We start from the raw sequence: 22882 nt of genomic DNA on the forward strand, positions 1-22882 counted from the left end.
AGTGTTTATATATAAATATATTTATAAAATAAAAAACCACTTTAAGTAAACTTAAAAATAAATTCTATGTATAGTAAATTTGGACAATTCATTGACGGTAAATGGCAACAAGCAGAAAAAAATGAAACATATGATGTAATTAACCCAGCTACTGAAGAAGTAATTGGTAAAGCATCAAAAGCATCTTCAGCTGATGTGCAAAAAGCACTGAAATCTGCTGAAAAAGGTTTAGAGATTTGGAAAAATACAGCACCTTGGCAAAGAGCTTATACTCTTAGAAAAATTGCAGATTTAATGAGAGAAAGAAAAGATGTTCTTGCTAAGTGGTTAACGCTTGAAGTGGGAAAGCCACTTGCTGAAGGTGTTGGAGAAGTTGGTGGTGGAGCTGATATTTTTGAATGGAACGCAGAAGAAACAAAGAGAATTTATGGTCAAACACAACAAAGTAGGTTTCCAGATACAAGAGTTCATGTTTATTATCAGCCAGTTGGTGTAGTAGCAGCATTAGTGCCCTGGAATTTTCCAATAGTTTTAGCCTCTAGAAAGATTTCTACTGCTTTAGCTGCAGGTTGTTCTGTTATTTGTAAGCCAGATACAATTACTCCTGGCGCGGTAATGGAATTAGTCAGCATATGTAAAGAGGCAGGAGTGCCAGATGGAGTGGTAAACCTTCTATCAGGTGATCCAGCTGAAATATCAAATGAATTAATGGAATCTGATATTATTAAAAAAGTATCTATTACCGGTTCAACAAGAGTTGGGAAAATAATTTTAAAAAAAGCAGCTGACAAAGTTCAAAGAGTTACAATGGAACTAAGTGGGCACTCTCCGTTTATTGTCTGCGAAGATGTAGATATGAATAAAGTTGCTGATATAGCTATTACAGGTAAATTTAGAAATAATGGACAAGTATGCATTTCACCTAACAGATTTTACATCCAAGAGAATAGAAAAGATGAGTTCGTAAGTGCCTTTATGGATAGAGCAAAAAAATTAAAAATAGGTAATGGTATGGATGAAGGTGTTGAGTTAGGCCCTTTAAGTACTGCTAAGAGATTAGAAGAAATAGAAAAATTAGTAGAAACAACAAAAAGTGAAGGTGCAAAAGTATTAATGGGTGGAAAAAGACCTTCTGGTTTCAACAAAGGATATTATTACGAACCAACTGTATTTGATGATGTAAAAGATAATTTTACGATCATGAAAGAAGAACCTTTTGGTCCACTTGTGCCTATTTTAACATTTAAAACTTTTGATGAAGTTATTGAAAGAGCAAACGATAATGACCTAGGTTTATGTAGTTATTTATATACTAATTCAATGGATCAAGCTCATATTGGATCTGAAAAATTAGAATCTGGATGTGTTGCAGTTAATACTGGAGTAGTTGCTATTGCTGAAGCACCATTTGGTGGGATTAAACAAACAGGTTATGGACGTGAAGGTGGTTCGGGTGCAATTAAAGATTACCTGAATGTTAAATATACTCACATGGGTTTAAAAATATAATAATGAGAAAAAACAAAATAAAAGAAATGATGAAAGCTGGGAAACCAGTAATTAATGGTTGGCTGCAAATACCAAGTACTGTATCAGCTGAAGTTATGGCCCATCAAGGTTGGGACTCTCTAACAATTGATATGCAACATGGCTTAGTTGATTACACTAATGCTCTTCCAATGTTGCAAACTATATCTACAACTGATGTTACTCCACTTGCAAGAGTAAACTGGAATGAACCTGGTCAAATAATGAAAATACTTGATGCAGGTTGTTACGGTATCATCTGTCCAATGGTTAGTAACAAAGAAGAAGCTGAAAGATTTGTTCAAGCATGCATGTACCCTCCTCATGGTTATAGAAGTTTTGGCCCAGTTAGAGGATTAATTTATGGTGGTTCGGATTATGCAAAACATGCAAATGATGAAATGCTAAAATTAGCAATGATAGAGACAAAAGAGTCTTTAGGAAAGCTTGATGAGATCATGTCAACACCTGGTGTTGATGGTATTTATATTGGTCCAGCAGACTTAAGTTTAGCTATTGGTGAAGAGCCAGGTTTTGATAGACCAGAAAGTACAAAAGCTTATTCAGAAATTTTGAGAATTTTAGATCATGCTAAAAAAAATAACATATTTGCAGGTATTCATAATGGAACACCTGAGTATGCACAAAAAATGATTGATAAGGGTTTTAACTTTGTAACTATTGGAGCTGATCAAAGAGCATTGAGTGCAGGATCTAAAGCTGTAGTTGATAAAATGAAAGGTTTTTCTAAAAAAGAGGAATCTAAAGCTTATTAATTAAAATATTTATTATATCCCTTTATAAAGAATATCTCTTCTATCAATAAACCCTTCAAAAGTTTTTATTGTAATTACAGATGGTAAAATAAAGATAGATCTTTTGTCTTTTTCATTTCTTATAATTCTAAAAAATCCTTTTTTAATAGCAGTATCGATATAAACATTTGAGGTTAAGTAAGATTTTTCTATAACTTTTAATAATTCATTTTTAGTAATTGATTTATTTTTATAATAAGCAAGCATTACCATGTGCAACATTATCCAATGTTGAGGTGTTAAAGAGAACCAATTAAGTAATTCATTTTCTAATCTTCCCTCAAAGTCACCTAGTGACACTTCGGCTAATTTAATTCTTTTTTGAGTAATTTTTGGAATTTTTTTTTGTTCCTCAAAATGTTTAGGATACTTAAATTGTCTCTTCATCAATCAAATGTTATCTTAAAGAAAGTTAAATTAATATTATTTTTTATTGCTTAATTCTTTATATATATTGTTAACTCTGTGCACTTCATCTGCAGTATTAAAATACCCTTCATACTCTATTTCTTCTGGAGTTACATCAAAGTGATAGTGTCCAGCAATATTTTCTTTTGTATAAGAGTGGAAGTGAGTATGCTCTCCAGACTCTCTTAAATTAAGATCTCCTCCTGTTGGGTCGCCCGTCCAAAGTATGCTGTAACCTTGCAATTCTGGTCCCACAGGTTCATAAAATTGTAAAAAATCTTTTACACACTTCATTTGTTTAGGATCATAATATTCATGCTTAATATCAGCATAATCAGGCTGAACATGTGATTTAATTTTTCCTTTTAACATTCTAAAAACGCCCGCTAATGCAAGATGATCATTGCCCTCAATTTTTAAGTTGTCTGACAAAGCTTTTCTCATTGCTTGAGGTAAAGAGCCCTGTTCACCAGATCTTCCTTTTATTTTAATTTTGATAACTTTTCCTCTTACCCCATCTGTATAAAAAACGTTGCCTAAGCCACCATGTTTTCTAGCTGTATATTTTTCAGCAATACATTCTTTATTTGAACCAACTCGAGCGATAATTGATTTTGACTCAGAAGTAATTAAATTTTCATTAATTACTAATTCACCGCAGTGACCTTCTAAACAAGACATGGCACCTGAGCCAGCACCTAAAGCATAACTTTTTTCTGATCCAATCATTTTAGAAATTTCCTCATAATCAAATTCAGCACCAATAAATTTGGGATCATGCATGTAAGGTTCGCCACCAACATCTATAATTTTTTGATTACCACTTATGCCTTCAGATGGACAGCCCCAATCCCTCAAATTTGGACAATTAGCTATAGATACCTCGGCAACTTTATAATTATCAGATAATCCTTTTTGCAAAGCTTCAGAGATTTTATCTAATGAATATTCTTTAAATTTTGATTTTTCTATTTTTAATTGCATTATTAATTAAGCTATAATTTATTTTGCAAGATGTCTATAGATAATATATATAATATCTATACATAAATTAATTTTAAAAAGGGATAATGATAAATAAAGATTTAAAAGTTGCAGTTTTAGGCGCTGGTGCAATGGGTTGTTTGTTTGGAGGTTTGTTAGCTGAAAAAGGGCTAAATGTAATTCTAATAGATGTTTGGAAAGAGCATGTAGATACAATAAATAAAAACGGCCTTAAAATGGATGGTCATGGTGGAGATAGATTTATAAAAGTTAAAGCAACAACCGATCCTTCATCTGTAGGTATTGTTGATGCAGTAATAGTAATGTGCAAAGCAACTGTTCTAGAGCCAGCTCTCAACAGTATTATAAATATCATTGGTGAAAAAACTGTTTTTATGTCTTTTCAAAATGGTTTTGGACATGAGGCTATTATGCAAAAAATTGTTGGAGTTGAAAAAGTTTTAGGTGGAACAACAACTCAAGCATCAAATATATTGGGACCTGGACATATAATGAACCACGCAGCTTTACCATCTTGGATAGGAGAATACGAGGGAGGTATGAGTGAAAGAGTTAAAGAGGTAGCTGATACTTTCACAGCATATAATTTAGAGACAATTGCGGCAGATAATGTAAAAAAAAGAAAATGGATGAAACTTTTTGCATTAACTGCAATTGGTCCTTTATCTGCAATTTTTGATCTACATCACACAGATTTATATATTAATAATAGTGCAAATAATGTTTCAAGATCTCTTGGTAAAGAAATCATATTAGAGACAAGACAAGTAGCTTTAGCAGATGGTGTTGAGGTATCTGAGGATGAGTGTCTATTTATGTTTAATAAAATTGTAGATTCAAACCAAACAAATAAATCGTCTATGGCTTTTGATGTTCAATATAAGAGAAAAACTGAAATTGACTTTATAAATGGTGTGGTTTCAAGTCTTGGAAAAAAACATGGAATAAAAACTCCTCTAAACGATTTAATGTATAAAATGATCAAAGTTAAGGAGGGAATGTATAGCTAAATGCTAAAAATTGAGAAATTAAAAAAAATAAAAAGTAATTTTCCAGTTTTAGTAGGTAGTAATGTTATTCCAAAAAGTATTTGTAAAACATTAATTAAAGAAATCAGTAACTCCAAATCTTTTGATGACATGATCATGGGTGGGAGAAGTCGAATAAATAAAGGGTCTAAAAATTTTAATAATTATATTAAAAAATCAAAAACCTCAGAAAAACTCTTTAAAGTTTTTAATAGTAAATCTTTCTATAAAAAAATTGAAAGTATATTTAAAAAAAACTTTAAAGATGGCTCTTGGGAAAACTCAAATCTTCCAAAAATCTTTAATCAAAAAAAGTTTACTATTAAAAAAAAATTAAACTCAAGTGAACTTCAAAAAATGCTTGGGAATAATTACTCAAACCCAAAAGTAAATTTAGATATTGATTTTTCTGTTTCAAAAGGTGGATACAGATTAAGACCACATCGAGATGACATTACAAGATTATATAATTTTTTAATTTACTTAACAGATATTCCAAAAAAGAACGGTGGATCACTAACTATTTATAAAAAAAAGGCAAAAAAGAACTTAAGAAAAAGCTTCAGAAGATTTCCTAAAATTAGTGAACTTGAAATTGTGGAGGAGTTTACACCTAAGCAAGGAACAGCTGTTTTTTTTCAATCAACTCCCAACTCTTATCATGGTGTAAAAAGATTTATTGAAAAAAATTGTTCTAAAAGGTTTTTTATTTATGGAAGTTACGCCCTGAATAAGCCAGTAATTTGGAAATTTAATAATATTCCTTATTATCCCTACATAATTAAAAATAAAAAAAAAATGCTTACATCTTTTCATGATGCAAATTATCTTACTATTCCAACTACAAATTAATATAAGTTTAAAAAATGAAATCATTGACTAAAAAAAAATTTGAAGAACAGGGATACTCAATAGTAAAAAATGTTTTAAATTTTGATAATGATCTGAAACCCGTCTTAAATGACATGGAATATGTAATGGATAGACTGATTCATAAATTCTCTCCTAAAAAAAAAATATCAAAAGCTTTAAAATTTAAATTTGAAAAAAAATATAAGTTTGTATCTTCTCTTAATATTTTTGATCTAGATCAGTATTTCAATACAAGACTACCTAGAGACCATGTTAAAAAAGATAGCGATTACTTTGCAAGTCATTCTCTTTGGAATTTAATTAAACATAAAAAAATACTTAAAGTCGTTGAGAAAATACTTGGCCCAGAAATACTTTCTAACCCAGTTCAAAATACAAGGATAAAACAACCAGAAAAAACATTACCTAAAAAATCAATTAATGATGGTTTAAGCGGAAGGACACCTTGGCATCAAGATGCCGCTGTACTATCAGCTAAAGGTCAAAAAAAAACTGAACTTTTAACAGTATGGATACCTTTTACAAAAACAACTAAGAGAAATGGCTGTATGATTACTATTCCTGGAATAAATAAATTAGGATTATTAAATCATCACTCTGGCTACAGAGGACAAGTTGAAATTAAAGATGCAAAGTTACTTAATTCAAAAAAAGTAGCATACTTAGAAGCTAATGTGGGAGATATAGTTTTGCTACACCGACACTCTGCACATTGCTCTATTCCTAATAAATCAAATAATTTTAGAATAAGTGCTGATCTCAGATATAATAAAGCAGGTCAAACCTCTGGTCGAGAGCCATTACCTAGTTTTTATGTAAAAAGTAAAAATAAAAAAAATATTACTATTTCAAATTTTAAACAATGGCTTGCTCTATGGGAAAAAGCTAAAGAAAAATGTATACCTAGAAAATATGCCTTTAAATATTCTTTACCTACATTCAAAAATAAAAAAAGAGATCTATCTAAGTTAATTAATTTTTAAATAAATAATTTTATAAAATATATATTTGTGTATAAGAGTTTATGAAAAAAATTTTAGTTATACAGCCTATACATGAAGCTGGTATTGAATTGCTTAAAAATAATACAAATTACGAATTTGAAATTGTTGAAAATGTAGATCCTGATTTTCTCAAATCTAAAATTAAAGACTGTGATGGAGTATCGATAAGAACAGCAAAATTGACTGGGGATGTAATTGAAGCAGCAAATAATTTAAAGATTATTTCTAGACACGGTGTTGGTTACGATAATATTGATTTAGAATCTTCTAAAAAAAATAATTTAACACTTGCAATTACAGCAACAGCAAATGCAGTAGCTGTGGCTGAACATGTAATGTTTATGCTCCTTAATATTTCTAAAAGAAAAACTATGTATGATGACACTGTTAAGGAAGGAAAATTTAATGATAGAAACAAATTGCCAAAAACTGTTGAACTTTGGAGTAAAAATATACTAATTGCTGGTTTCGGTAGAATTGGTCAATCTTTAATAAAACGATGTCTAGGGTTTGAAATGAAAGTTTTTGTCTATGATCCATTTGTTTCTAAAGATGTTATTGAAAATTTAGGTGGTATCAAGGTTGATAGTATGGAAGATGCTTGCAAAACTATGGATGCTGTATCTCTTCATATTCCATTAAATGATAAAACTAAGAATATAATCAATTATGATTTACTAAAAACAATGAAAAATAATTGTATTATTATTAACGCGGCTAGAGGTGGTATTGTAAATGAAGTTGATCTAGATAAGGCTTTAAATGAAGGTTTAATTTTTGGAGCTGGTTTAGATGTTTTTGAAACTGAGCCACCAGAACTTAACAATCCATTATTAAAAAACGATAAAGTTTTTCTAAGTCCACACACAGCAGCTTTTACTGAAGAATGCATGACAAGAATGGGTAAAGAGACAATACAAAATATTATTGATTTTTTTGATCAAAAGTTAGAAAAATCTAAAATTGTAAAATTATAAAAAAATTAGTTTTGAAAAACTTCTAAGTTACTTTTTTTAAGAGTTTCTGTTAAATATTTATAGCCAATCTTTGCATATTCAAATGGATTTGCTTTTGAAGGATCTTGTTCCGCTTCTACCACTAACCAACCTGAGTAATTTTTTTCTTTCAATACATCGAACAAAGGCTTGTAATCAATACACCCATCACCTGGAACTGTAAATGCACCCTCTAAAAATGCCCCTCTAAAACTTAAATCTTCTTTCAAAGATTTTTCTAAAACATTTTTTCTAATATCTTTACAATGCATATGAATTAATCTTTCACTAAAATCATTTAATATTTTTAACGACTCTCCTTTAGCAAATAACATGTGACCAGTGTCTAATGTAAGTTTTACACTATCATGCGTGTTTTCAAGCAATCTTACTGTATCCTCTTCAGTCTCTATTACGGTGCCCATATGATGATGGTAAGCAAGTGGCATCCCTTCATCTTCAAGATATTTTCCCATTTCTGAAATTTTTTCATAGTATTTTTTAGACTTTTCAAGATCCATTTGAGGTCTTGTAGATAATTTTCGATTTGGATCTCCTTGGATTGAATCAGAAACTTCAGCAAAAACCATACAAGGTGAATTGCAATCTTTAAAAAGTTTTAACTGATCTTGAATTAAATTTTTTTCTTCATTTACATTATTTGTTCTTAAATTCGCTCCATACCAACCTGAGCAAAGATTTAGGTTAAATTTATTAAGTTTGGGAATTAATTCTTCTGATTTTTTTGGAAATTTACCACCAGACTCAATTCCAATAAATCCTGCCTGACTAGCTTCAGACAAACATTGTTCTAAAGGAGTGTCACCTCCCAATTCAGGCATATCATCATTACTCCATGCAATTGGTGCTATTCCTAATTTAATTGACATATAAAATTATTAAAAATTAAATGCATTTCTAAATTATGATCTTTTGTGCATCAAGAAAATTATCTTTATAATTCATATTTAGTTCATCTTGAAAAATTGTTTCTTGATTTCAATCTTTAATTCTGTTGTAAATTCTTATGATTAACTTTTCTTTAATGGGAGCAGGACGGATTGGAAAAATGCATGCTAAATTTATAGCATTACATCCAAAAGCAAAATTAAAATATGTATATGATGTTAATTCTCAGTTTGCCGAAGAAATATCAAAATCAACAGGGTGTTTAATAGCATCTTCACCAGAAGAAGCTATAAAGGCTGACGATATAGACGCAGTTCTAATAGCATCGGCTACTCCAACTCATACTCAATTTATTACAATGGCAGCGAAAGCTGGAAAAGCAATTTTTTGTGAAAAGCCAATTGATTTAGATATCAATAAAGTAAATGAGTGTATGGAAAATATTAAGGGAACAAACGTTCCTATTCAAATTGGTTTTAATAGAAGATTTGATGCCAGTCATGCAAAGGCGCGACAGGCAAAAGTAAAAAAAGAAATTGGTGAATTGGAAATGGTTGTTATTACAAGTAGAGATCCTGAGCCTCCAGGAATTGATTATTTAAAAGCTGCAGGAGGATTTTTTAGAGATACTACTATCCATGATTTTGATTTAACTAGATTTATATTAGGGGATGATCCTGTAGTTCAAATATCTGCATTTGGAGATGCTTTATTTGATAAAAATGTGCAACAAGAAAAAGATCTGGATACTGCTATGTTTATTCTAAAGTCAAAAAATGGAGTTTTAATTCATATAAATAATTCTAGAAGAGCTGTATATGGGTATGATCAAAGAGTAGAGGTTTTTGGTAGTAAAGGTATGGTAATTTCAAACAATCAAACCCCTACATCCATACAAAGATATACAAATACATCTACTGATGAAAAAGAACCTATACATTTCTTTTTTATTGAAAGATACGAGCAAGCTTACAGAGATCAATTTAATGAGTTTGTAAAATGTGTTGAGGATAAATCAAAACCTTTGGTGGGATTTGAAGATGGTAGAAATGCTTTGATAATAGCTAACGCAGCATATCAATCGTTTGAAAGTGGTAAAGTAATAGATATAAAATTCTAATATGTCTAATAAATATATATCTGAACAATCTAACCAATTTAAAGATAAAATAATAATTGTAACAGGAAGTACTCAAGGAAGTGGAGCTGAGACCGCAAAATTACTAGCAAGTAGAGGTGCTAAAGGAATAACTATTTGTGGAAGAAATAGTGATAAAGGAAATAAAGTAAAATCTGAGATAGAAAGCATAGGTGCAGAATGCTTATATGTTCAAGCAGATTTAGAGAAACTTACAGACTGTAAAAAAATAGTTTCTGAGACTGATAAAAAATTTAATACTGTAGATAGTTTTATAAATGTTGCCGCTTTTACTGAGAGAGGAACGATCTTAAGCACGACAGAAGAAAATTATGATAAAAATTTTAATGTAAATGTAAAAGCTCCTCTTTTTATGATGCAAGATGTTATAAAAATAATGATTAGAGATAAAAAAAAAGGAACTATTGCTCATATTTTATCAATGGCCGGATACAGTGGTATGCCTTTCTTAACTGCTTACAGTTCTTCTAAAGCAGCATTAGCAATAATGATTAAAAATGTTGCAAATTCAGTTTCCGGGCATCAAATAAGAGTAAACGGAGTAAATTTGGGATGGACAGACACACCAGCAGAAACCGTAATTCAAAAAAAATTTCACAACGCAGATGATGATTGGCTAAAAAAAGCTGAACCAAAAGTTCCTTTTAAAAGATTAAACAAACCTTTGGATGTTGCAAAGATCTTAGCTTTCTTATGTTCAGATGAGTTTGGAATTATGACCGGAAGCATTGTTGATTTTGATCAAACGGTTGCAGGATGGCATTCATATTCAGCATATGACACCAAAATATTAGATGATAGTATTTTAGGTGAGTGAGCCTAATTTAAATTAAATAATGAAAAAAAATAAAATTAAAGATACTGGTTTAGAAGTTACAGAATTGAGTTTTGGAACATCCTCTTTGGGAAGTATGCCAGACACATACGGTTATGAAGTGCCTGAAGATAGGGCTCAAAAAACTCTAAATAGATTTTTTCAAGGGCCTGTTAATATGCTTGATACATCAAGAAATTACGCAATGGGTGAAAGTGAAAAAAGAATTGGAAAAGCAATTAAAGAAAATGGAGGATGGCCTAAAGGTTTTCTTTTATCTACAAAACTAGACAGAAATATGGACACCTTAGTTCTCGATAAAAATAGAGTTAGAGAATCATTAGAAGAAAGTTTAAAAACGTTAAATGTAGACTCTGTTGATATTTTATTTTTACATGATCCAGAATATGCAAAAGACATTACTGATATTACAAAAAAAGATGGAGCAATGGATGAGTTATTTAAAATTAAAGATGAAGGTCTTGCTAAAGCAGCAGGTGTTGCAATGGGTAAAGTAGATATTATGTTTCCTTTGCTAAAAGATTGGGATTTTGACGTGATAATTAATCATAACAGATATACTCTAATAAATAGAGAGGCTAATGAAATGTATGATTATGCTCATAGTAAAAATATATCAATTTTCAATGCTGCTCCTTACGCTGGTGGTGTTTTAGCAAAAGGTCCTGACAACTTTAAAAAAGTAACCTATCAGGATGCTACGGAAGAGAAATTAGCCCCTGCTCGTGAGTTTGAAAAAGTTTGCAAAAAACATAATGTGGAATTAGGAGCAGCTGCACTTCAGTTTTCTTTAAGAGATAATAGAATTACCTCAACGATATGTGGTGTAACTAGTGTTGAAAGCATAGAAAAAAATTTGGCTTGGGCAAATGCTGAAATTTCTGGTGAATTTTGGGATGAAATATCAAAACTACCATTTTCTACTAATGACCCAGAGTCTGAAAGAGTTTTCACATCAGGATAGTTTAAAAGATTACAAATAAACTATACATAAAGTTGAGTTTAAAGAAATGGTACGACTTAACAGTTAAAAAATACATTAATTTAAAGTTAAAAAATGCTGTGGATATATATCTATTGCAATGACGCTGTTTTTCTATTTTAATTAGTCAAATTAAAAGGAGGTCTTAATGGCTAAGTTTTATATACTAGGAAGATATACGGATAAAGGTCTTGGAGGCTTTGTAAGTAATCCAGACACAGATCGAAAAGCTGCTACTACAGCTTTAGCTGAAGCAGGTGGTGCAAAACTTACTGGCTATGCTGGTTTAAGAGGCAAGTATGATTTCATGGTAGAAGTCGAAGGTACTTTTGATCAAGCAGCTGCATCAGGAATGGTTGCGGTTTCGAGTGGGGCTGTAACTGACTTTACTGTATTAGAGGCTATTGACTTGAATGGTATTGCAAAAATTGCAAACAAAATGGTTGGTGGCTACAAAGAACCAGGTAAATAATTACAAAAAAGCTCTTCCTCTATTTTTTAGAGGAGGAGTTAAATATCTCTATAATAGTAACAATCTTTTTAGATTATATAATTTTTTTTCTTAAAGAATTTTACTCATATTATATAAAATCATATATATATTGTAATTGTATATGAATATTCTTAAGGATAGCTTTGGTAGAAAATTTCCATACATTAGATTGTCAATTACAGATGTGTGCAATTTTAAATGTGGATACTGTTTACCTAATGGATATAAAATTGATAAAAGTGATAATAGAACTTTCATCAATACTGATGAAATTGGTAGATTAGCAAAAGCACTGTCACAACTTGGTGTATCAAAAATTAGACTTACTGGTGGTGAACCGACTGTTAGAAAAGATTTTTTTGAGATTATTAAGATTATTAAAGAGAATTCAGGGATCAAAAAAACTGTAATAACTACTAATGGTTACAGATTAGATAAAATAGCAAATGATATAAAAAATAGTGGCTTAGATGGAATTAATATTAGTATAGATAGTTTAAATGCTGAAACTTTTAAAAAGATTACGGGACACAACAGATTAGAGGAAATTCTTAGAGGTATTAAAAAATTACAAAAATTAAATTTCAAAAATATTAAGATCAATGCTGTTTTATTAAAAGGAGTAAATGACTCTGAGAAAGATTTTAATGATTGGGCTGAATTTGTAAAAAATAATGAAATTGATTTTAGATATATTGAGTTGATGCAAACAGGAGATAATCTAGACTATTTTAACAACTATCATGTTCCTGCAAAAAAATTTACAGACTATTTAAACAACAATAATTGGGTTATTCAAACATTTGGTAAAGATTCAGGGCCATCAAAAAACTATTTAAACCCAAAGTTTCAAGGGAAATTTGGTGTTATTGCTCCCTACTCTAAAGATTTTTGTAAAAGTTGTAATAGATTAAGAATAACGGCTAAAGGTGATTTAAGATTATGTTTGTTTGGTAATACTGGAATAAATATTAGACACTTAATGCAAAAAGATAGTCAAATCGATGAGTTAAAAGATTTGATTTTAAAACAGCTTAATTTTAAAAAAGAGTCTCATTATTTAGAGATCGGTGAAACTGGTTTAACAAAGAATTTATCGACTACTGGTGGTTAATATGAAAAATTTAAAAGTGATAAAAAACAACGAATTAAAAGATTGGGCAGAAGAAATTTTTAAAAAAAATTCTTTTAATATGGTAGATGTTTCAGCCAAAAAGGAAACTCATAGAAGAGCTTTAGCATCTGGAAAAATTTATGTTGGCAAAGAAGTTTTTCATTTAATTAAAAATAAAGAAATGCCTAAAGGAGACCCAGTAGCTTTAGCTGAAGTTTCGGCAGTTTTAGGGGTTAAAAAAACCAGTGAATTAATACCTTTGTGTCATCCACTACCAATTGATCATACTGCTACTAAGATTATTATGCATGATAAAGAAAGTTCACTTGAAGTATTTTGTGTTGTTTCTGCATATGCGAAAACAGGTGTGGAGATGGAAGCAATTATGGGAGTAAATGCTGCCTTAATAACTATTTACGATTTAAGTAAAATTGTTAATCCCCATTTAAAAATCGATGATGTAAAATTATTAATCAAAGAAGGTGGAAAAAGTGGTCTATGGAAAAATCCTGATGGACTACCTAATTTTTTAAAAGAAATATTTTAATTAAAATATTGATGAAGATACAAATTGAGTTATTTGGAGCAAGTCGAGATTTTAGTGATCAAAATTTTATAGAATTAGATATTGAACACAATTCAACAATTAAAGATATTAGAAATAAAATAGTTGAATTTTTAGATAAAAAATTCAAGGGTAATGAAAATTTTAAAAATATTGTAAATTCATCTGCATTTTGTTCTGAAAATAACAATATTGTCAGCGACAATTATAAAATAACAAGTAACGAAAAAATTGCTATTATACCCCCTATCGGAGGAGGTTAATGCTTCATACAAAAGTAATTGATACAAAAGAAAAAAAACTTTCAATTTTAGAAGCTGAAAATTTTATTTCATCTTCTGAATTTGGAGCATCAATCTTTTTTTCTGGAACTGTCAGAAATCAAAACGATAATAAAAGTGTATTGGGAATAACTTATGATAGTCATGATGCACTTGTTATAAAGAGTTTTGAAGAAATTTATAATGAAGCAGATCAAAAGCTAAATATCAAAGATAAAGCAGTATTTATTGAACATGCAAAAGGTTATTTAAACCTTGGTGAAGTAAGTATTATTATTGCTGTTGCCTGTAAACATCGTGATGAAGCTTATATTTTATCTAGATACATAATTGAAGAAATTAAGAAAAGGTCACCGATTTGGAAAAAAGAACATTATACAAATAATGAAAGTAACTGGCTAAAAGGTAATCCTGTAATTCATGAAAAAAATTAAATATTCAGAAATAACACCTGAAAAAATTTATAAAAATAGAAGATCATTTATTAAATCAATTGGTTTAGGCGCTGGTTCAATTGCAATGACTTCATTTTTCTCTACTAATGATGCTTTATCTCAAGAAGAAAGAAAATATACAAGCTACAAAGATATCACAACCTATAACAATTATTATGAGTTCGGAACTTCTAAAAGTGATCCATATATTAATTCACAAAATTTTAAAACAAAACCTTGGAATATTAGTATTGAAGGTGAAGTTGAAAATCCTATCAAAATATCTATGGAAGAAATCTCAGAAACGATTGAGTCTGAAGAAAGAATATATCGCTTAAGATGCGTTGAGGGATGGTCAATGGTAATTCCTTGGATGGGTTTTTCTTTAAGTAAATTGTTATCTAAGGTCACTCCTACTTCCAAAGCAAAATTTGTTAAATTTGAAAGTGTTTATGACCCTGATCAAATGAGAGGCCAACGATATCCAGTTTTAAATTGGCCTTATAAAGAAGGATTAAGAATTGATGAAGCAATGCATCCATTAACTACAGTGGTCACAGGTTTGTATAATAAAAAACTGCCCAATCAAAATGGTGCTCCTCTTAGAATTTTTATTCCATGGAAATATGGTTTTAAAAGTGCAAAGGCTATTGTGAAGATAGAATTGGTTGAAAAAATGCCAACATCGTCGTGGATGTGGGCTTCACCAAGAGAGTATGGTTTTTATTCAAATGTTAACCCTGATGTTAATCATCCAAGGTGGTCTCAAGCAACTGAAAGAGTTATTGGAAATGATATTTTTGCACCAAGAGTAAAAACTTTAATGTTTAACGGTTATGGAGATGAGGTAGCTAATTTGTATAGTGGCATGGATTTAAAAAAGTATTTTTAATGAATAAATTTTTAAAGCCTGGTATTTTCATTTTAGGTCTCACTCCTTTCATAATAATTGTCTCTAAGATTTATTTCAATCAATTAGGTCCAGAACCAGTAAAAGAAATCACTCATCACACAGGTGAATGGACATTAATTTTTATCTGCTTAACTCTAGCAATGAGTCCTCTTAAAAGATTTACTAATTTAGTTATTTGGATAAAGTTTAGAAGAATGTTGGGATTATTTGTTTTTTTTTATGCAACTATTCATTTAATTACTTATGTGGTTATAGACTATAGACTTGATTGGCAGCAAATTTTTAACGATGTTTTAAAGAAGAAATATATATTTATTGGATTTTCAGCTTGGTTATTATTATTTCCATTAGCTTTTACCTCGTCTCAAAAAATGGTAAATCTATTAAGACATAATTGGAAAAAATTACATAGATTAATTTACATAATAGCAATCTTTGGTTCACTTCATTATATTTGGCTATCAAAAACAATTTTTTTTAAACCTTTAATTTTCATGTTAATTATACTTGTTTTGCTAGCCCTAAGAATTAAAATAAAAAAAAGAGAGACAAATTATGGATGATAAAACAAAAAAAGAAATTCAATCAGCTACATTTGATAGGTTATTGAACCATTTAGATGAAAGAAAAGATGTTCAAAATATTGATCTTATGAATTTAGCTAATTTTTGCAGAAATTGTTTGTCCAGATGGTATAGGGAAGAAGCTGAAAAAAAGGGCATAACTATATCTGATCCTGATGCTAGAAAGCATATTTATGGAATGCCTTACACAGAATGGAAAGAAAAATATCAAAAATAATTATTTTTCTTTAAGTCTAGGGAATAATTCAACAAAATTACAAGGCTTGTGATTAATATCTAATTGATGTTTTAAAATTCCATCCCAAGCATCAGTAACACCACCAGATGATCCGGGTAATGCAAAAACATATTTACCGTTTGCTAAAACTGCGCAAGCTCTAGACTGTATTGCAGAAGTGCCTACTGTTTTAAGACTTATAGTTCTAAAAACTTCACCAAATCCAGGTATTTGTTTATCAGCAATTTCATCTATTGCTTCTGGGGTTATATCCCTTCCTGTTAAGCCCGTACCTCCAGTAGTTATAACTACATCAATATCTTTTTTATTGATCCATTCTTTTAAAATTAAAACAATGTCTTCTTTATTGTCTTTACAGATTTTTCTATCAATTAAATTATGATTAGCTTCTTTAATCTTTTCTACAAGAATTGCTCCAGATTTATCATTATCAAAAGTTCTAGTATCTGTTACAGTTAATAAAGCTATATTTACATTCATAATAAGTTTTGAGTATGATTATATTATCAATATTTTTTTTTATAACAGCAATATTTTATTCAAGTGTTGGCTTTGGTGGGGGATCTACCTACCTAGCATTAATGCTGATTTGGGATATTCCATATTATATTTTTCCAATATTGGCTTTAATTTGCAATATCATTGTTGTTTCAGGTAACTCTATAAACTACGTAAGATCTGGTAATCTTAATCTTAAATTACTTACTCCATACTTAATAGGTTCTATACCTTTTGCGTTTTTTGGTGCCTCAATGTCTATCACTAAGGAATTATTTGAAATATTATTGTTTGTGATATTAGTCATTGCTGGAATTTTTTTATTGATTGAAAGCAAGTCATTTAATGATGATCAAATTAAGATAAAATCAATCCCAAAAATCATTTCACTCTTAATAGGCTCTATAATTGGTTTTACTTCAGGAATTATTGGAATTGGTGGCGGCATATTTTTAAGTCCAATTTTATTTTTAATGAAAGCAGGATATCCAAAGCAAATTGCTACTACCGCATCTTTATTCATTTTAATTAATTCAATATTTGGTGTAGCTGGTCAATTAACAAAAGATGTTGTATTTGATGAGTTTTTAAATTTTTGGCCTCTTTTTATAGCGGTGTTAATAGGAGGGCAAATTGGAAATTTTTTGAATATAAAATTTTTGTCCGGCAAAACTCTAGCTATTATAACATCTTTATTAGTTATCTTTGTGGCTATGAGAATGGGATTAAAGTTATTACCATAATCTTGATTTAATTGTCTTTTACTATATTTAATCACACAATGAAGAATATTAAACCATTTGGTCCATCAATAGGTAAAGCAAGAATTTCAAATAAATTTTTTGACATATTAAACAAAGAGTTTGATGAAAAATCAAAATCAAAAAAAATTGATTACAGCTCAAAATTAGCAAGCCAAATTAAAAAAGAATTGAAAATTTCAGATAAATTTATCAGAAAACACTTAGATAAAGAGTTAAAAAAAAATATTATCAAATTTTTATCAAATGAAAAAATACAAGAAATCAAAGAAATAAAAATTTTAAATCTTTGGGTGGTTCGACAATTTAAAGGTGAATATAACCCTATACATTACCACGAAGGTGATTTGTCAGGTGTTGGTTATCTGAAATTACCCAAAGGTATGACTAGCAATAAAATGGTAAAAAATAAGAAAGTCAAAACCAATGGAACAATTGATTTTATTAATGGTCAAAGAGGATTCTTAAGTAAAAGTATCTATAATGTTGTTCCCAAAATCAAAGAATTAATAATTTTTCCAAACTACTTAATGCATACTGCTTATCCATTTAATATTGAAGGTGAACGAAGATCTTTTTCTTTCAATGCAAAAATTATTTTAAAAAAATAGTTTACAATTAGTCTTTAAAGTTTTATAAATTAAATGCCGATTTGATCTTATTGCGGGCTTTAACTGCTAAAAAGAAAATTCCCACATAAAATCAGTAAGCAAGGTAGTTGAGCTATATTGTGCGCCTAGCAAAAAGCTGAAGCACTAAAAAAGTGAGGATTAAATGGACTTAAATTTTTTCAAACAAACAAGAGTATTAGACGGTGGGATGGGTCAAGAACTACTAGCTAGAGGAATGAAACCTAACGGAACATTATGGAGTGCCAATGCAATATTAGATAAAAATTATCACCAATTACTACAAGATACACATAGAGATTTTGTAAAAGCGGGAGCTGAAGTAATTGTTACCACGACTTTTACGACAAGACGAAAAAGGCTTCGAGAAAATAATATTGAAGATAAATTTGAGTATCTAAATATAAAAGCTGGAGAAATTGCTCATAAAGTAAAAAAAGAATTTCCAAATGTTTTAATTGCTGGTGGACTACCTCCTCAAGAATTAACTTATGAAGTGGATGAAAGAAGTGAAGAAGAAATTATCAATACATTTAATGAGCAAGCAAGGCTATTAAATGATTATGTTGATTTTTTTTATTTTGATGTGTGGAGTAGTATTAAAGAGTTTAAATGCGGAATTAAGGCCATCAAAGAATTTAAAAAACCTTATCTGATCGGTATTCATATATCTGAAGGAACCAACTTACCAAGTGGTGAAAAAATTTCTGATATTAAAACCATTATTGATGACAAATTATTGGGCGTCATGCTTTCTTGTGTATCTCCTGAAAATTATGAAAAAAATCTTAAGGAAATGAAAGAATTAAATGTTCCATTTGGTTTTAAATTAAATGGATTTATGACAACAAAACCAAAAAATGGTTATACGTCTTCTTTCTTTAAAAATTCTGGAGGAAATCCAAATGAATTCCTAGGTCATAGACATGATTTTACACCAGAAAATATTAGGGAAATTGCAAAAAAGTTTAAAGAAAATGGTGCTACTATATTAGGTGGATGTTGTGAAACTAGACCTTCTCATATTGCAGCAATCGCAAAACTCAAATAGTTTTTTTATTATCTGCTTTTTTAACAAAATAAATACCAATACAAACAGCTATTAAAGATATCAAAACTTTAATTGTTATTAATTCTTTTAAAAATATGTAACTTAAGATGGTTCCAAATATTGGTATTAAGTAAGATACTTGCGATTGAAAAATTAAACCATTATTTTTTAAAATTCTAAACCTTAACAACCAAGCAACTCCAGTTGGAACAAGTCCTAAGTATATTGCTGATATCATAGAATCTGTTCTTGGAATAGATTGCCAAGGTTGTTCTATAAAGCTTACTAATGGAATTAAAATTATAATCGCCCAAATCAATATTGAGCCTGTTACATTTTCATTTTTTTTCTTACTAATTTTTAAAGTTAAAACACCACCAATTACATAACAAGTTGAGCCAAGTAATATTAATAATGCTGATCCAAAATTATTTTCATCAATTAAAAGGTTGTCAGAAAATAAGAACACAATCCCTGAGAAACCAATTAAAATTCCAGTTGTTTTTATTAAATTAAACTTTTCATTTTTAGTATAAAAATGTCCCAGTACAGTTGAGCTTAAAGGGGTAGTAGACATTAAAATTGCTGCCAGGTTACTTTGGACTGATTTAACTCCATATGCTATTAAAAAAAATGGAGCTACTAAATTAATAAATCCTATCATTGCAAACCAATGCCAGTCTTTTGAAAAAGCTTCAATTTTTATATTTTTATAATAACAAAGAAGTAAAACAGGAATTGCCCCAAAAAAAACTCTTAAAAAAGCAATTGTTACAGGTCCAAAAGAATAAGTGGCTATCTTAATATTAAAAAAAGCTGAAGCCCAAATCAAAGCTAATGTTGTTAATAAGATGTAATCTATTAATTTTGGTTGTCTCATTCTGTTATGTCTTTTTTTTCACCATCAGTTAAGACTGTTAATTGTTTAAAATCTATTTTAAATACGCAGTTTGGATGCCCAGCTGCAGCAAAAATGGTTGTAAATCTTTCTAAATTATTATCAATATAGATTTTTAATTTATTTAAATGTCCTACAGGAGAAACTCCACCAATAGTATATCCGGTAATTTTTTTAACTTCATCTGGATGTGCCATAGAAACATCTTTAAAATTAAAGATATTTTTAAGTTTATTTAAGGAGCATCTTTTATCTCCAGATACTAAACAAAGAATGAAATTATCCTCAGTTTTAAACAGCAAACTTTTAACAATTGCACCAACATTACAACCCAAAGCTGTAGCCGCATCTTGTGCAGTACGAGCTGTTTTTTCCAAACAAATAATTTCTAAATTAGAATTAAATGCTTTAATTGCTTTTTCAGCTCTTCTAACTGGCTCTTTGTTCAGTAATGGGTTCATTATGAAAATCTTATTAAATAATATTGAATAAATACAATACTTATGTGAAAATTGCATAGGTGTTATTTATTAAATTAGCAATATTTTTTGTGATTAATTTGTTAATTACCACTCATAAAATTATATAGGAGACAAAATGAGCGCAGCAAATGTTTTAAAATTTATAAAAGAAAAAGAAGCAGAATTCGTAGATCTAAGATTTACTGACCCTAGAGGTAAGCTTCAACATTTAACAATGGATGTAACAATTGTTGATGATGAAATGCTAAATGAAGGTGTATTTTTTGATGGGTCATCCATTGCTGGCTGGAAAGCTATAAACGAATCTGACATGATTTTAAAACCTGACACATCAAGAATGATTATGGATCCTTTTACTTCACATAATACACTAGTTCTATTTTGTGATATTTTAGATGCTGTTAAGAAATCTCCTTACGAAAGAGATCCAAGAGGAACTGCTAAAAAAGCTGAAGAGTATTTAAAATCATCAGGTGTTGGGGATAAAGCATTCTTTGGTCCAGAGCCTGAATTTTTTGTATTTGATGATGTAAGAATAAGTAATGATCCTAACAATACTGGATTTATTCTAGACAGCAAAGAAGGTCCATACAACTCTGGTAAAGTTTATGAAAATGGCAACATGGGTCATAGACCTCCAGTTAAAGGTGGGTACTTTCCAGTTCCTCCTGTTGATAGTGAACAAGATATGCGTGGTGAGTATTTAAAAAACTTAAAAGAGGTTGGAATTAAAGTTGAAAAACACCATCATGAAGTAGCTCCTAGTCAGCATGAACTTGGTATGTATTTTGGAACTTTGGTTGATCAAGCTGATAATGTTCAGTTATATAAATACGTTGTACAAATGGTGACGCACTCATTTGGTAAAACAGCTACCTTCATGCCTAAACCTGTTGCAGGTGATAACGGTTCAGGTATGCACATCCACCAATCTATTTGGAAAGGAAGTACACCAGTATTTTCTGGTGATGCTTATGCTGGATTATCAGAAACAGCTCTTCATTATATTGGTGGTATTTTAAAACATGCTAAGGCAATAAATGCTTTTGCTAACTCAACGACAAACAGTTATAAAAGATTAATACCTGGTTTTGAAGCACCAGTTCTTCTAGCATACTCTGCAAGAAATAGATCTGCATCTTGTCGTATACCAATTACTCTAAGTAAAAATGGTGCAAGATGTGAAATAAGATTTCCTGATGCTTCTGGAAACCCTTATTTAACTTTTGCCGCAATGTTGATGGCTGGACTTGATGGAATTAAAAATAAAATTCATCCAGGTGAATCATTTGACAAAGATCTATATGAATTACCACCAGAAGAAGTTAGTGCTATTCCAACTGTATGTGGCTCTTTAAGAGAAGCTATGGAAAGTTTAGATAAAGATAGAGAGTTTCTAACTCAGGGCGGTGTATTTACAGATGATCAAATTGATGCCTACATTGCACTTAAGTTTGAAGAGATACATAAATTTGAACATGCACCTCATCCAGTTGAGTTTGAGATGTATTACAGTAGCTAGTAATTAATTACTGCCTAGTTGTTGCAATTGTATCTTTGTTAACACCTTTTTTAACAACGTAGTCCTGTGTGCCGTTGGCACCAGTTTCTACTTCTTTACGAAGATCTTTAAAAAAAGTTCTTTGCTTTAAAGAATTTTTAAGGTTTTTAACAAGGTTTTTAAATTCAAATGTGTTCATACAAGATTCTTACACTAGTTATGCAAGAAATGCAATACTGATATGCAAATATTAGGACAATATAGCCTATTCTATTTTAAAGGACTCTCCGCACCCACAACGCTCAGTTTCATTGGGATTATTAAAGACAAAAGTTGAAGATAATTCTTCTTTTTTATAATCCATTTCAGTTCCTAGAAGATACATTATTGCAGCTGAATCAACAAAAACTTTTACACCCTTTTCTTCTATAACTTCATCATTAGGATTTACTTCTTTAGTATATTCCATAACATAAGACATACCTGCACAACCACCAGCTTTTACAGAAACCCTAACTCCTAGAGAATCTTTTTCTGCATTAGACATGATTTCTTTAATTCTTTGAGCAGCGTTATCACTTAGTTTTATGATTGGGTTCATTATAAATTTAATTCTAATTTTGCAGCTTCTGACATCATGTCTTTGTTCCAAGGAGGATCCCAAACTAATTCAAGATTAACATTATCTATTCCTTCAACTTGCATCACTCCTTCTTTTACCTCTTTTGGTAAACTTTCTGCTACTGGGCAGTTTGGAGTAGTCAAAGTCATTTTAATTTTTGCATGATTATCATTTTCAACCTGAACATCATATATTAAACCAAGTTCATAAATATTTACAGGCAGTTCTGGGTCATAAATTTTTCTAATCTCTTCAATAATTTGATCTTTCTTCGTCAT

Annotated in this window: 30 protein-coding genes and 1 riboswitch; of the genes, 21 read left to right on the plus strand and 9 right to left on the minus strand. The window is 30.0% G+C overall.

From position 1 onward, the window contains the following. The first annotated feature begins 66 nt into the window (after positions 1-66). Positions 67-1509 (plus strand): NAD-dependent succinate-semialdehyde dehydrogenase, encoded by a 1443-nt coding sequence (locus ACIJYF_RS04705; protein ID WP_435115568.1) that lies wholly within the window; start codon positions 67-69, stop codon positions 1507-1509. Between the two features lie 2 nt (positions 1510-1511). After that, the gene (locus tag ACIJYF_RS04710) at positions 1512-2303 is read left to right on the plus strand and encodes an HpcH/HpaI aldolase family protein (RefSeq protein ID WP_435115569.1); all 792 of its coding nucleotides are present in this window, start codon (positions 1512-1514) and stop codon (positions 2301-2303) included. A 12-nt stretch (positions 2304-2315) separates the two neighbouring features. On the opposite strand, the gene ACIJYF_RS04715 is transcribed toward ACIJYF_RS04710, so the two are convergent. Both ACIJYF_RS04715 and ACIJYF_RS04720 read right to left on the minus strand, forming a co-directional pair. Continuing rightward, positions 2316-2729 (minus strand): MarR family transcriptional regulator, encoded by a 414-nt coding sequence (locus tag ACIJYF_RS04715; RefSeq protein WP_023648238.1) that lies wholly within the window; start codon positions 2727-2729, stop codon positions 2316-2318. Between the two features lie 36 nt (positions 2730-2765). Beyond that, positions 2766-3734, minus strand: a complete 969-nt coding sequence (locus ACIJYF_RS04720; RefSeq protein WP_435115571.1) for a DUF1907 domain-containing protein — start codon at positions 3732-3734, stop codon at positions 2766-2768. An 86-nt stretch (positions 3735-3820) separates the two neighbouring features. On the opposite strand from ACIJYF_RS04720, the gene ACIJYF_RS04725 reads away from it, so the two are divergent. From ACIJYF_RS04725 to ACIJYF_RS04740, 4 genes are read left to right on the plus strand one after another with little or no spacing between them, the layout of a single operon-like run. Continuing rightward, a complete protein-coding gene (locus tag ACIJYF_RS04725; RefSeq protein WP_435115573.1) occupies positions 3821-4765 on the plus strand; it encodes a ketopantoate reductase family protein in 945 nt (314 codons plus the stop codon). Beyond that, positions 4766-5635, plus strand: coding sequence for a 2OG-Fe(II) oxygenase (locus ACIJYF_RS04730; protein ID WP_435115575.1), 870 nt, complete (start codon positions 4766-4768; stop codon positions 5633-5635). 14 nt (positions 5636-5649) lie between these two features. Continuing rightward, on the plus strand, positions 5650-6639 hold the full coding sequence (locus ACIJYF_RS04735) for a phytanoyl-CoA dioxygenase family protein (protein WP_435115577.1): 990 nt from the start codon (positions 5650-5652) through the stop codon (positions 6637-6639). 41 nt (positions 6640-6680) lie between these two features. Next, positions 6681-7637 (plus strand): hydroxyacid dehydrogenase, encoded by a 957-nt coding sequence (locus ACIJYF_RS04740; protein WP_435115579.1) that lies wholly within the window; start codon positions 6681-6683, stop codon positions 7635-7637. A gap of 5 nt (positions 7638-7642) precedes the next feature. Here the strand turns inward: ACIJYF_RS04740 and iolE are convergent, their stop codons facing one another. Next, complete coding sequence (gene iolE / locus ACIJYF_RS04745) at positions 7643-8545, minus strand: myo-inosose-2 dehydratase (protein ID WP_435115581.1); 903 nt, start codon at positions 8543-8545, stop codon at positions 7643-7645. A 137-nt stretch (positions 8546-8682) separates the two neighbouring features. On the opposite strand from iolE, the gene iolG reads away from it, so the two are divergent. The 11 genes from iolG to ACIJYF_RS04800 all read left to right on the plus strand — a co-directional run bounded on the left by iolG (position 8683) and on the right by ACIJYF_RS04800 (position 16141). Next, positions 8683-9684 carry an inositol 2-dehydrogenase gene (iolG, locus tag ACIJYF_RS04750; RefSeq protein WP_435115583.1) on the plus strand — a complete coding sequence of 334 codons (1002 nt, stop codon included), beginning with the start codon at positions 8683-8685 and terminating at the stop codon, positions 9682-9684. A gap of 1 nt (position 9685) precedes the next feature. Next, a complete protein-coding gene (locus ACIJYF_RS04755) occupies positions 9686-10540 on the plus strand; it encodes an SDR family oxidoreductase (RefSeq protein WP_435115585.1) in 855 nt (284 codons plus the stop codon). A gap of 19 nt (positions 10541-10559) precedes the next feature. Next, complete coding sequence (locus tag ACIJYF_RS04760; RefSeq protein ID WP_435115587.1) at positions 10560-11522, plus strand: aldo/keto reductase; 963 nt, start codon at positions 10560-10562, stop codon at positions 11520-11522. A gap of 166 nt (positions 11523-11688) precedes the next feature. Further along, on the plus strand, positions 11689-12012 hold the full coding sequence (locus tag ACIJYF_RS04765; protein WP_435115589.1) for a GYD domain-containing protein: 324 nt from the start codon (positions 11689-11691) through the stop codon (positions 12010-12012). A gap of 142 nt (positions 12013-12154) precedes the next feature. Next, positions 12155-13147: a GTP 3',8-cyclase MoaA gene (gene moaA, locus ACIJYF_RS04770; RefSeq protein WP_435115591.1), complete on the plus strand. Its 993-nt coding sequence runs from the start codon at positions 12155-12157 to the stop codon at positions 13145-13147. A gap of 1 nt (position 13148) precedes the next feature. After that, complete coding sequence (gene moaC, locus ACIJYF_RS04775) at positions 13149-13694, plus strand: cyclic pyranopterin monophosphate synthase MoaC (RefSeq protein ID WP_435115593.1); 546 nt, start codon at positions 13149-13151, stop codon at positions 13692-13694. Positions 13695-13705: 11 nt separating this feature from the next. Continuing rightward, positions 13706-13975, plus strand: coding sequence for a MoaD/ThiS family protein (locus ACIJYF_RS04780; RefSeq protein ID WP_435115595.1), 270 nt, complete (start codon positions 13706-13708; stop codon positions 13973-13975). Then, positions 13975-14427 (plus strand): molybdopterin synthase catalytic subunit, encoded by a 453-nt coding sequence (locus tag ACIJYF_RS04785; protein ID WP_435115597.1) that lies wholly within the window; start codon positions 13975-13977, stop codon positions 14425-14427. Before ACIJYF_RS04780 ends, ACIJYF_RS04785 begins: the two co-directional genes overlap by 1 nt. Beyond that, complete coding sequence (gene msrP / locus ACIJYF_RS04790; RefSeq protein ID WP_435115599.1) at positions 14414-15319, plus strand: protein-methionine-sulfoxide reductase catalytic subunit MsrP; 906 nt, start codon at positions 14414-14416, stop codon at positions 15317-15319. The genes ACIJYF_RS04785 and msrP overlap by 14 nt, the downstream gene beginning before the upstream one ends. After that, positions 15319-15903 carry a sulfite oxidase heme-binding subunit YedZ gene (locus tag ACIJYF_RS04795; RefSeq protein ID WP_435115601.1) on the plus strand — a complete coding sequence of 195 codons (585 nt, stop codon included), beginning with the start codon at positions 15319-15321 and terminating at the stop codon, positions 15901-15903. The genes msrP and ACIJYF_RS04795 overlap by 1 nt, the downstream gene beginning before the upstream one ends. After that, positions 15896-16141, plus strand: a complete 246-nt coding sequence (locus tag ACIJYF_RS04800) for a DUF1244 domain-containing protein (protein ID WP_435115603.1) — start codon at positions 15896-15898, stop codon at positions 16139-16141. The genes ACIJYF_RS04795 and ACIJYF_RS04800 overlap by 8 nt, the downstream gene beginning before the upstream one ends. On the opposite strand, the gene moaB is transcribed toward ACIJYF_RS04800, so the two are convergent. Further along, positions 16142-16642 (minus strand): molybdenum cofactor biosynthesis protein B, encoded by a 501-nt coding sequence (gene moaB / locus ACIJYF_RS04805; RefSeq protein WP_435115605.1) that lies wholly within the window; start codon positions 16640-16642, stop codon positions 16142-16144. Between the two features lie 14 nt (positions 16643-16656). On the opposite strand from moaB, the gene ACIJYF_RS04810 reads away from it, so the two are divergent. From ACIJYF_RS04810 to ACIJYF_RS04820, 3 genes are all read left to right on the plus strand, one after another. Beyond that, the gene (locus ACIJYF_RS04810) at positions 16657-17403 is read left to right on the plus strand and encodes a sulfite exporter TauE/SafE family protein (RefSeq protein ID WP_435115607.1); all 747 of its coding nucleotides are present in this window, start codon (positions 16657-16659) and stop codon (positions 17401-17403) included. Between the two features lie 38 nt (positions 17404-17441). Continuing rightward, entirely contained in the window at positions 17442-18032 is a 591-nt protein-coding gene (locus ACIJYF_RS04815) for a putative 2OG-Fe(II) oxygenase (protein ID WP_435115609.1), read from the plus strand. Positions 18033-18124: 92 nt separating this feature from the next. Then, positions 18125-18188: riboswitch (SAM riboswitch) on the plus strand. 7 nt (positions 18189-18195) lie between these two features. Continuing rightward, the gene (locus ACIJYF_RS04820; RefSeq protein WP_435115611.1) at positions 18196-19101 is read left to right on the plus strand and encodes a homocysteine S-methyltransferase family protein; all 906 of its coding nucleotides are present in this window, start codon (positions 18196-18198) and stop codon (positions 19099-19101) included. Here the strand turns inward: ACIJYF_RS04820 and ACIJYF_RS04825 are convergent. Beyond that, complete coding sequence (locus ACIJYF_RS04825) at positions 19094-19981, minus strand: DMT family transporter (RefSeq protein WP_435115613.1); 888 nt, start codon at positions 19979-19981, stop codon at positions 19094-19096. The two genes, ACIJYF_RS04820 and ACIJYF_RS04825, sit on opposite strands and share 8 nt — an antisense overlap. Beyond that, positions 19978-20460: a YbaK/EbsC family protein gene (locus tag ACIJYF_RS04830; RefSeq protein ID WP_435115615.1), complete on the minus strand. Its 483-nt coding sequence runs from the start codon at positions 20458-20460 to the stop codon at positions 19978-19980. The genes ACIJYF_RS04825 and ACIJYF_RS04830 overlap by 4 nt, the downstream gene beginning before the upstream one ends. A gap of 136 nt (positions 20461-20596) precedes the next feature. Between ACIJYF_RS04830 and glnA the strand changes: the two genes are divergently transcribed. After that, positions 20597-22003, plus strand: coding sequence for a type I glutamate--ammonia ligase (glnA, locus tag ACIJYF_RS04835; RefSeq protein ID WP_435115617.1), 1407 nt, complete (start codon positions 20597-20599; stop codon positions 22001-22003). Between the two features lie 7 nt (positions 22004-22010). Here glnA and ACIJYF_RS04840 read toward each other — a convergent pair whose 3' ends face one another. The 3 genes from ACIJYF_RS04840 to ACIJYF_RS04850 all read right to left on the minus strand — a co-directional run bounded on the left by ACIJYF_RS04840 (position 22011) and on the right by ACIJYF_RS04850 (position 22882). Next, positions 22011-22181 carry a hypothetical protein gene (locus ACIJYF_RS04840; protein ID WP_196242554.1) on the minus strand — a complete coding sequence of 57 codons (171 nt, stop codon included), beginning with the start codon at positions 22179-22181 and terminating at the stop codon, positions 22011-22013. 66 nt (positions 22182-22247) lie between these two features. Continuing rightward, on the minus strand, positions 22248-22583 hold the full coding sequence (locus tag ACIJYF_RS04845) for a HesB/IscA family protein (protein WP_435115619.1): 336 nt from the start codon (positions 22581-22583) through the stop codon (positions 22248-22250). Beyond that, positions 22583-22882, minus strand: coding sequence for an SUF system Fe-S cluster assembly protein (locus tag ACIJYF_RS04850; RefSeq protein WP_435115621.1), 300 nt, complete (start codon positions 22880-22882; stop codon positions 22583-22585). The genes ACIJYF_RS04845 and ACIJYF_RS04850 overlap by 1 nt, the downstream gene beginning before the upstream one ends.

The organism is Candidatus Pelagibacter bacterium nBUS_49 (genome assembly GCF_051200925.1).
In the GTDB taxonomy this organism is placed as follows: domain Bacteria; phylum Pseudomonadota; class Alphaproteobacteria; order Pelagibacterales; family Pelagibacteraceae; genus Pelagibacter.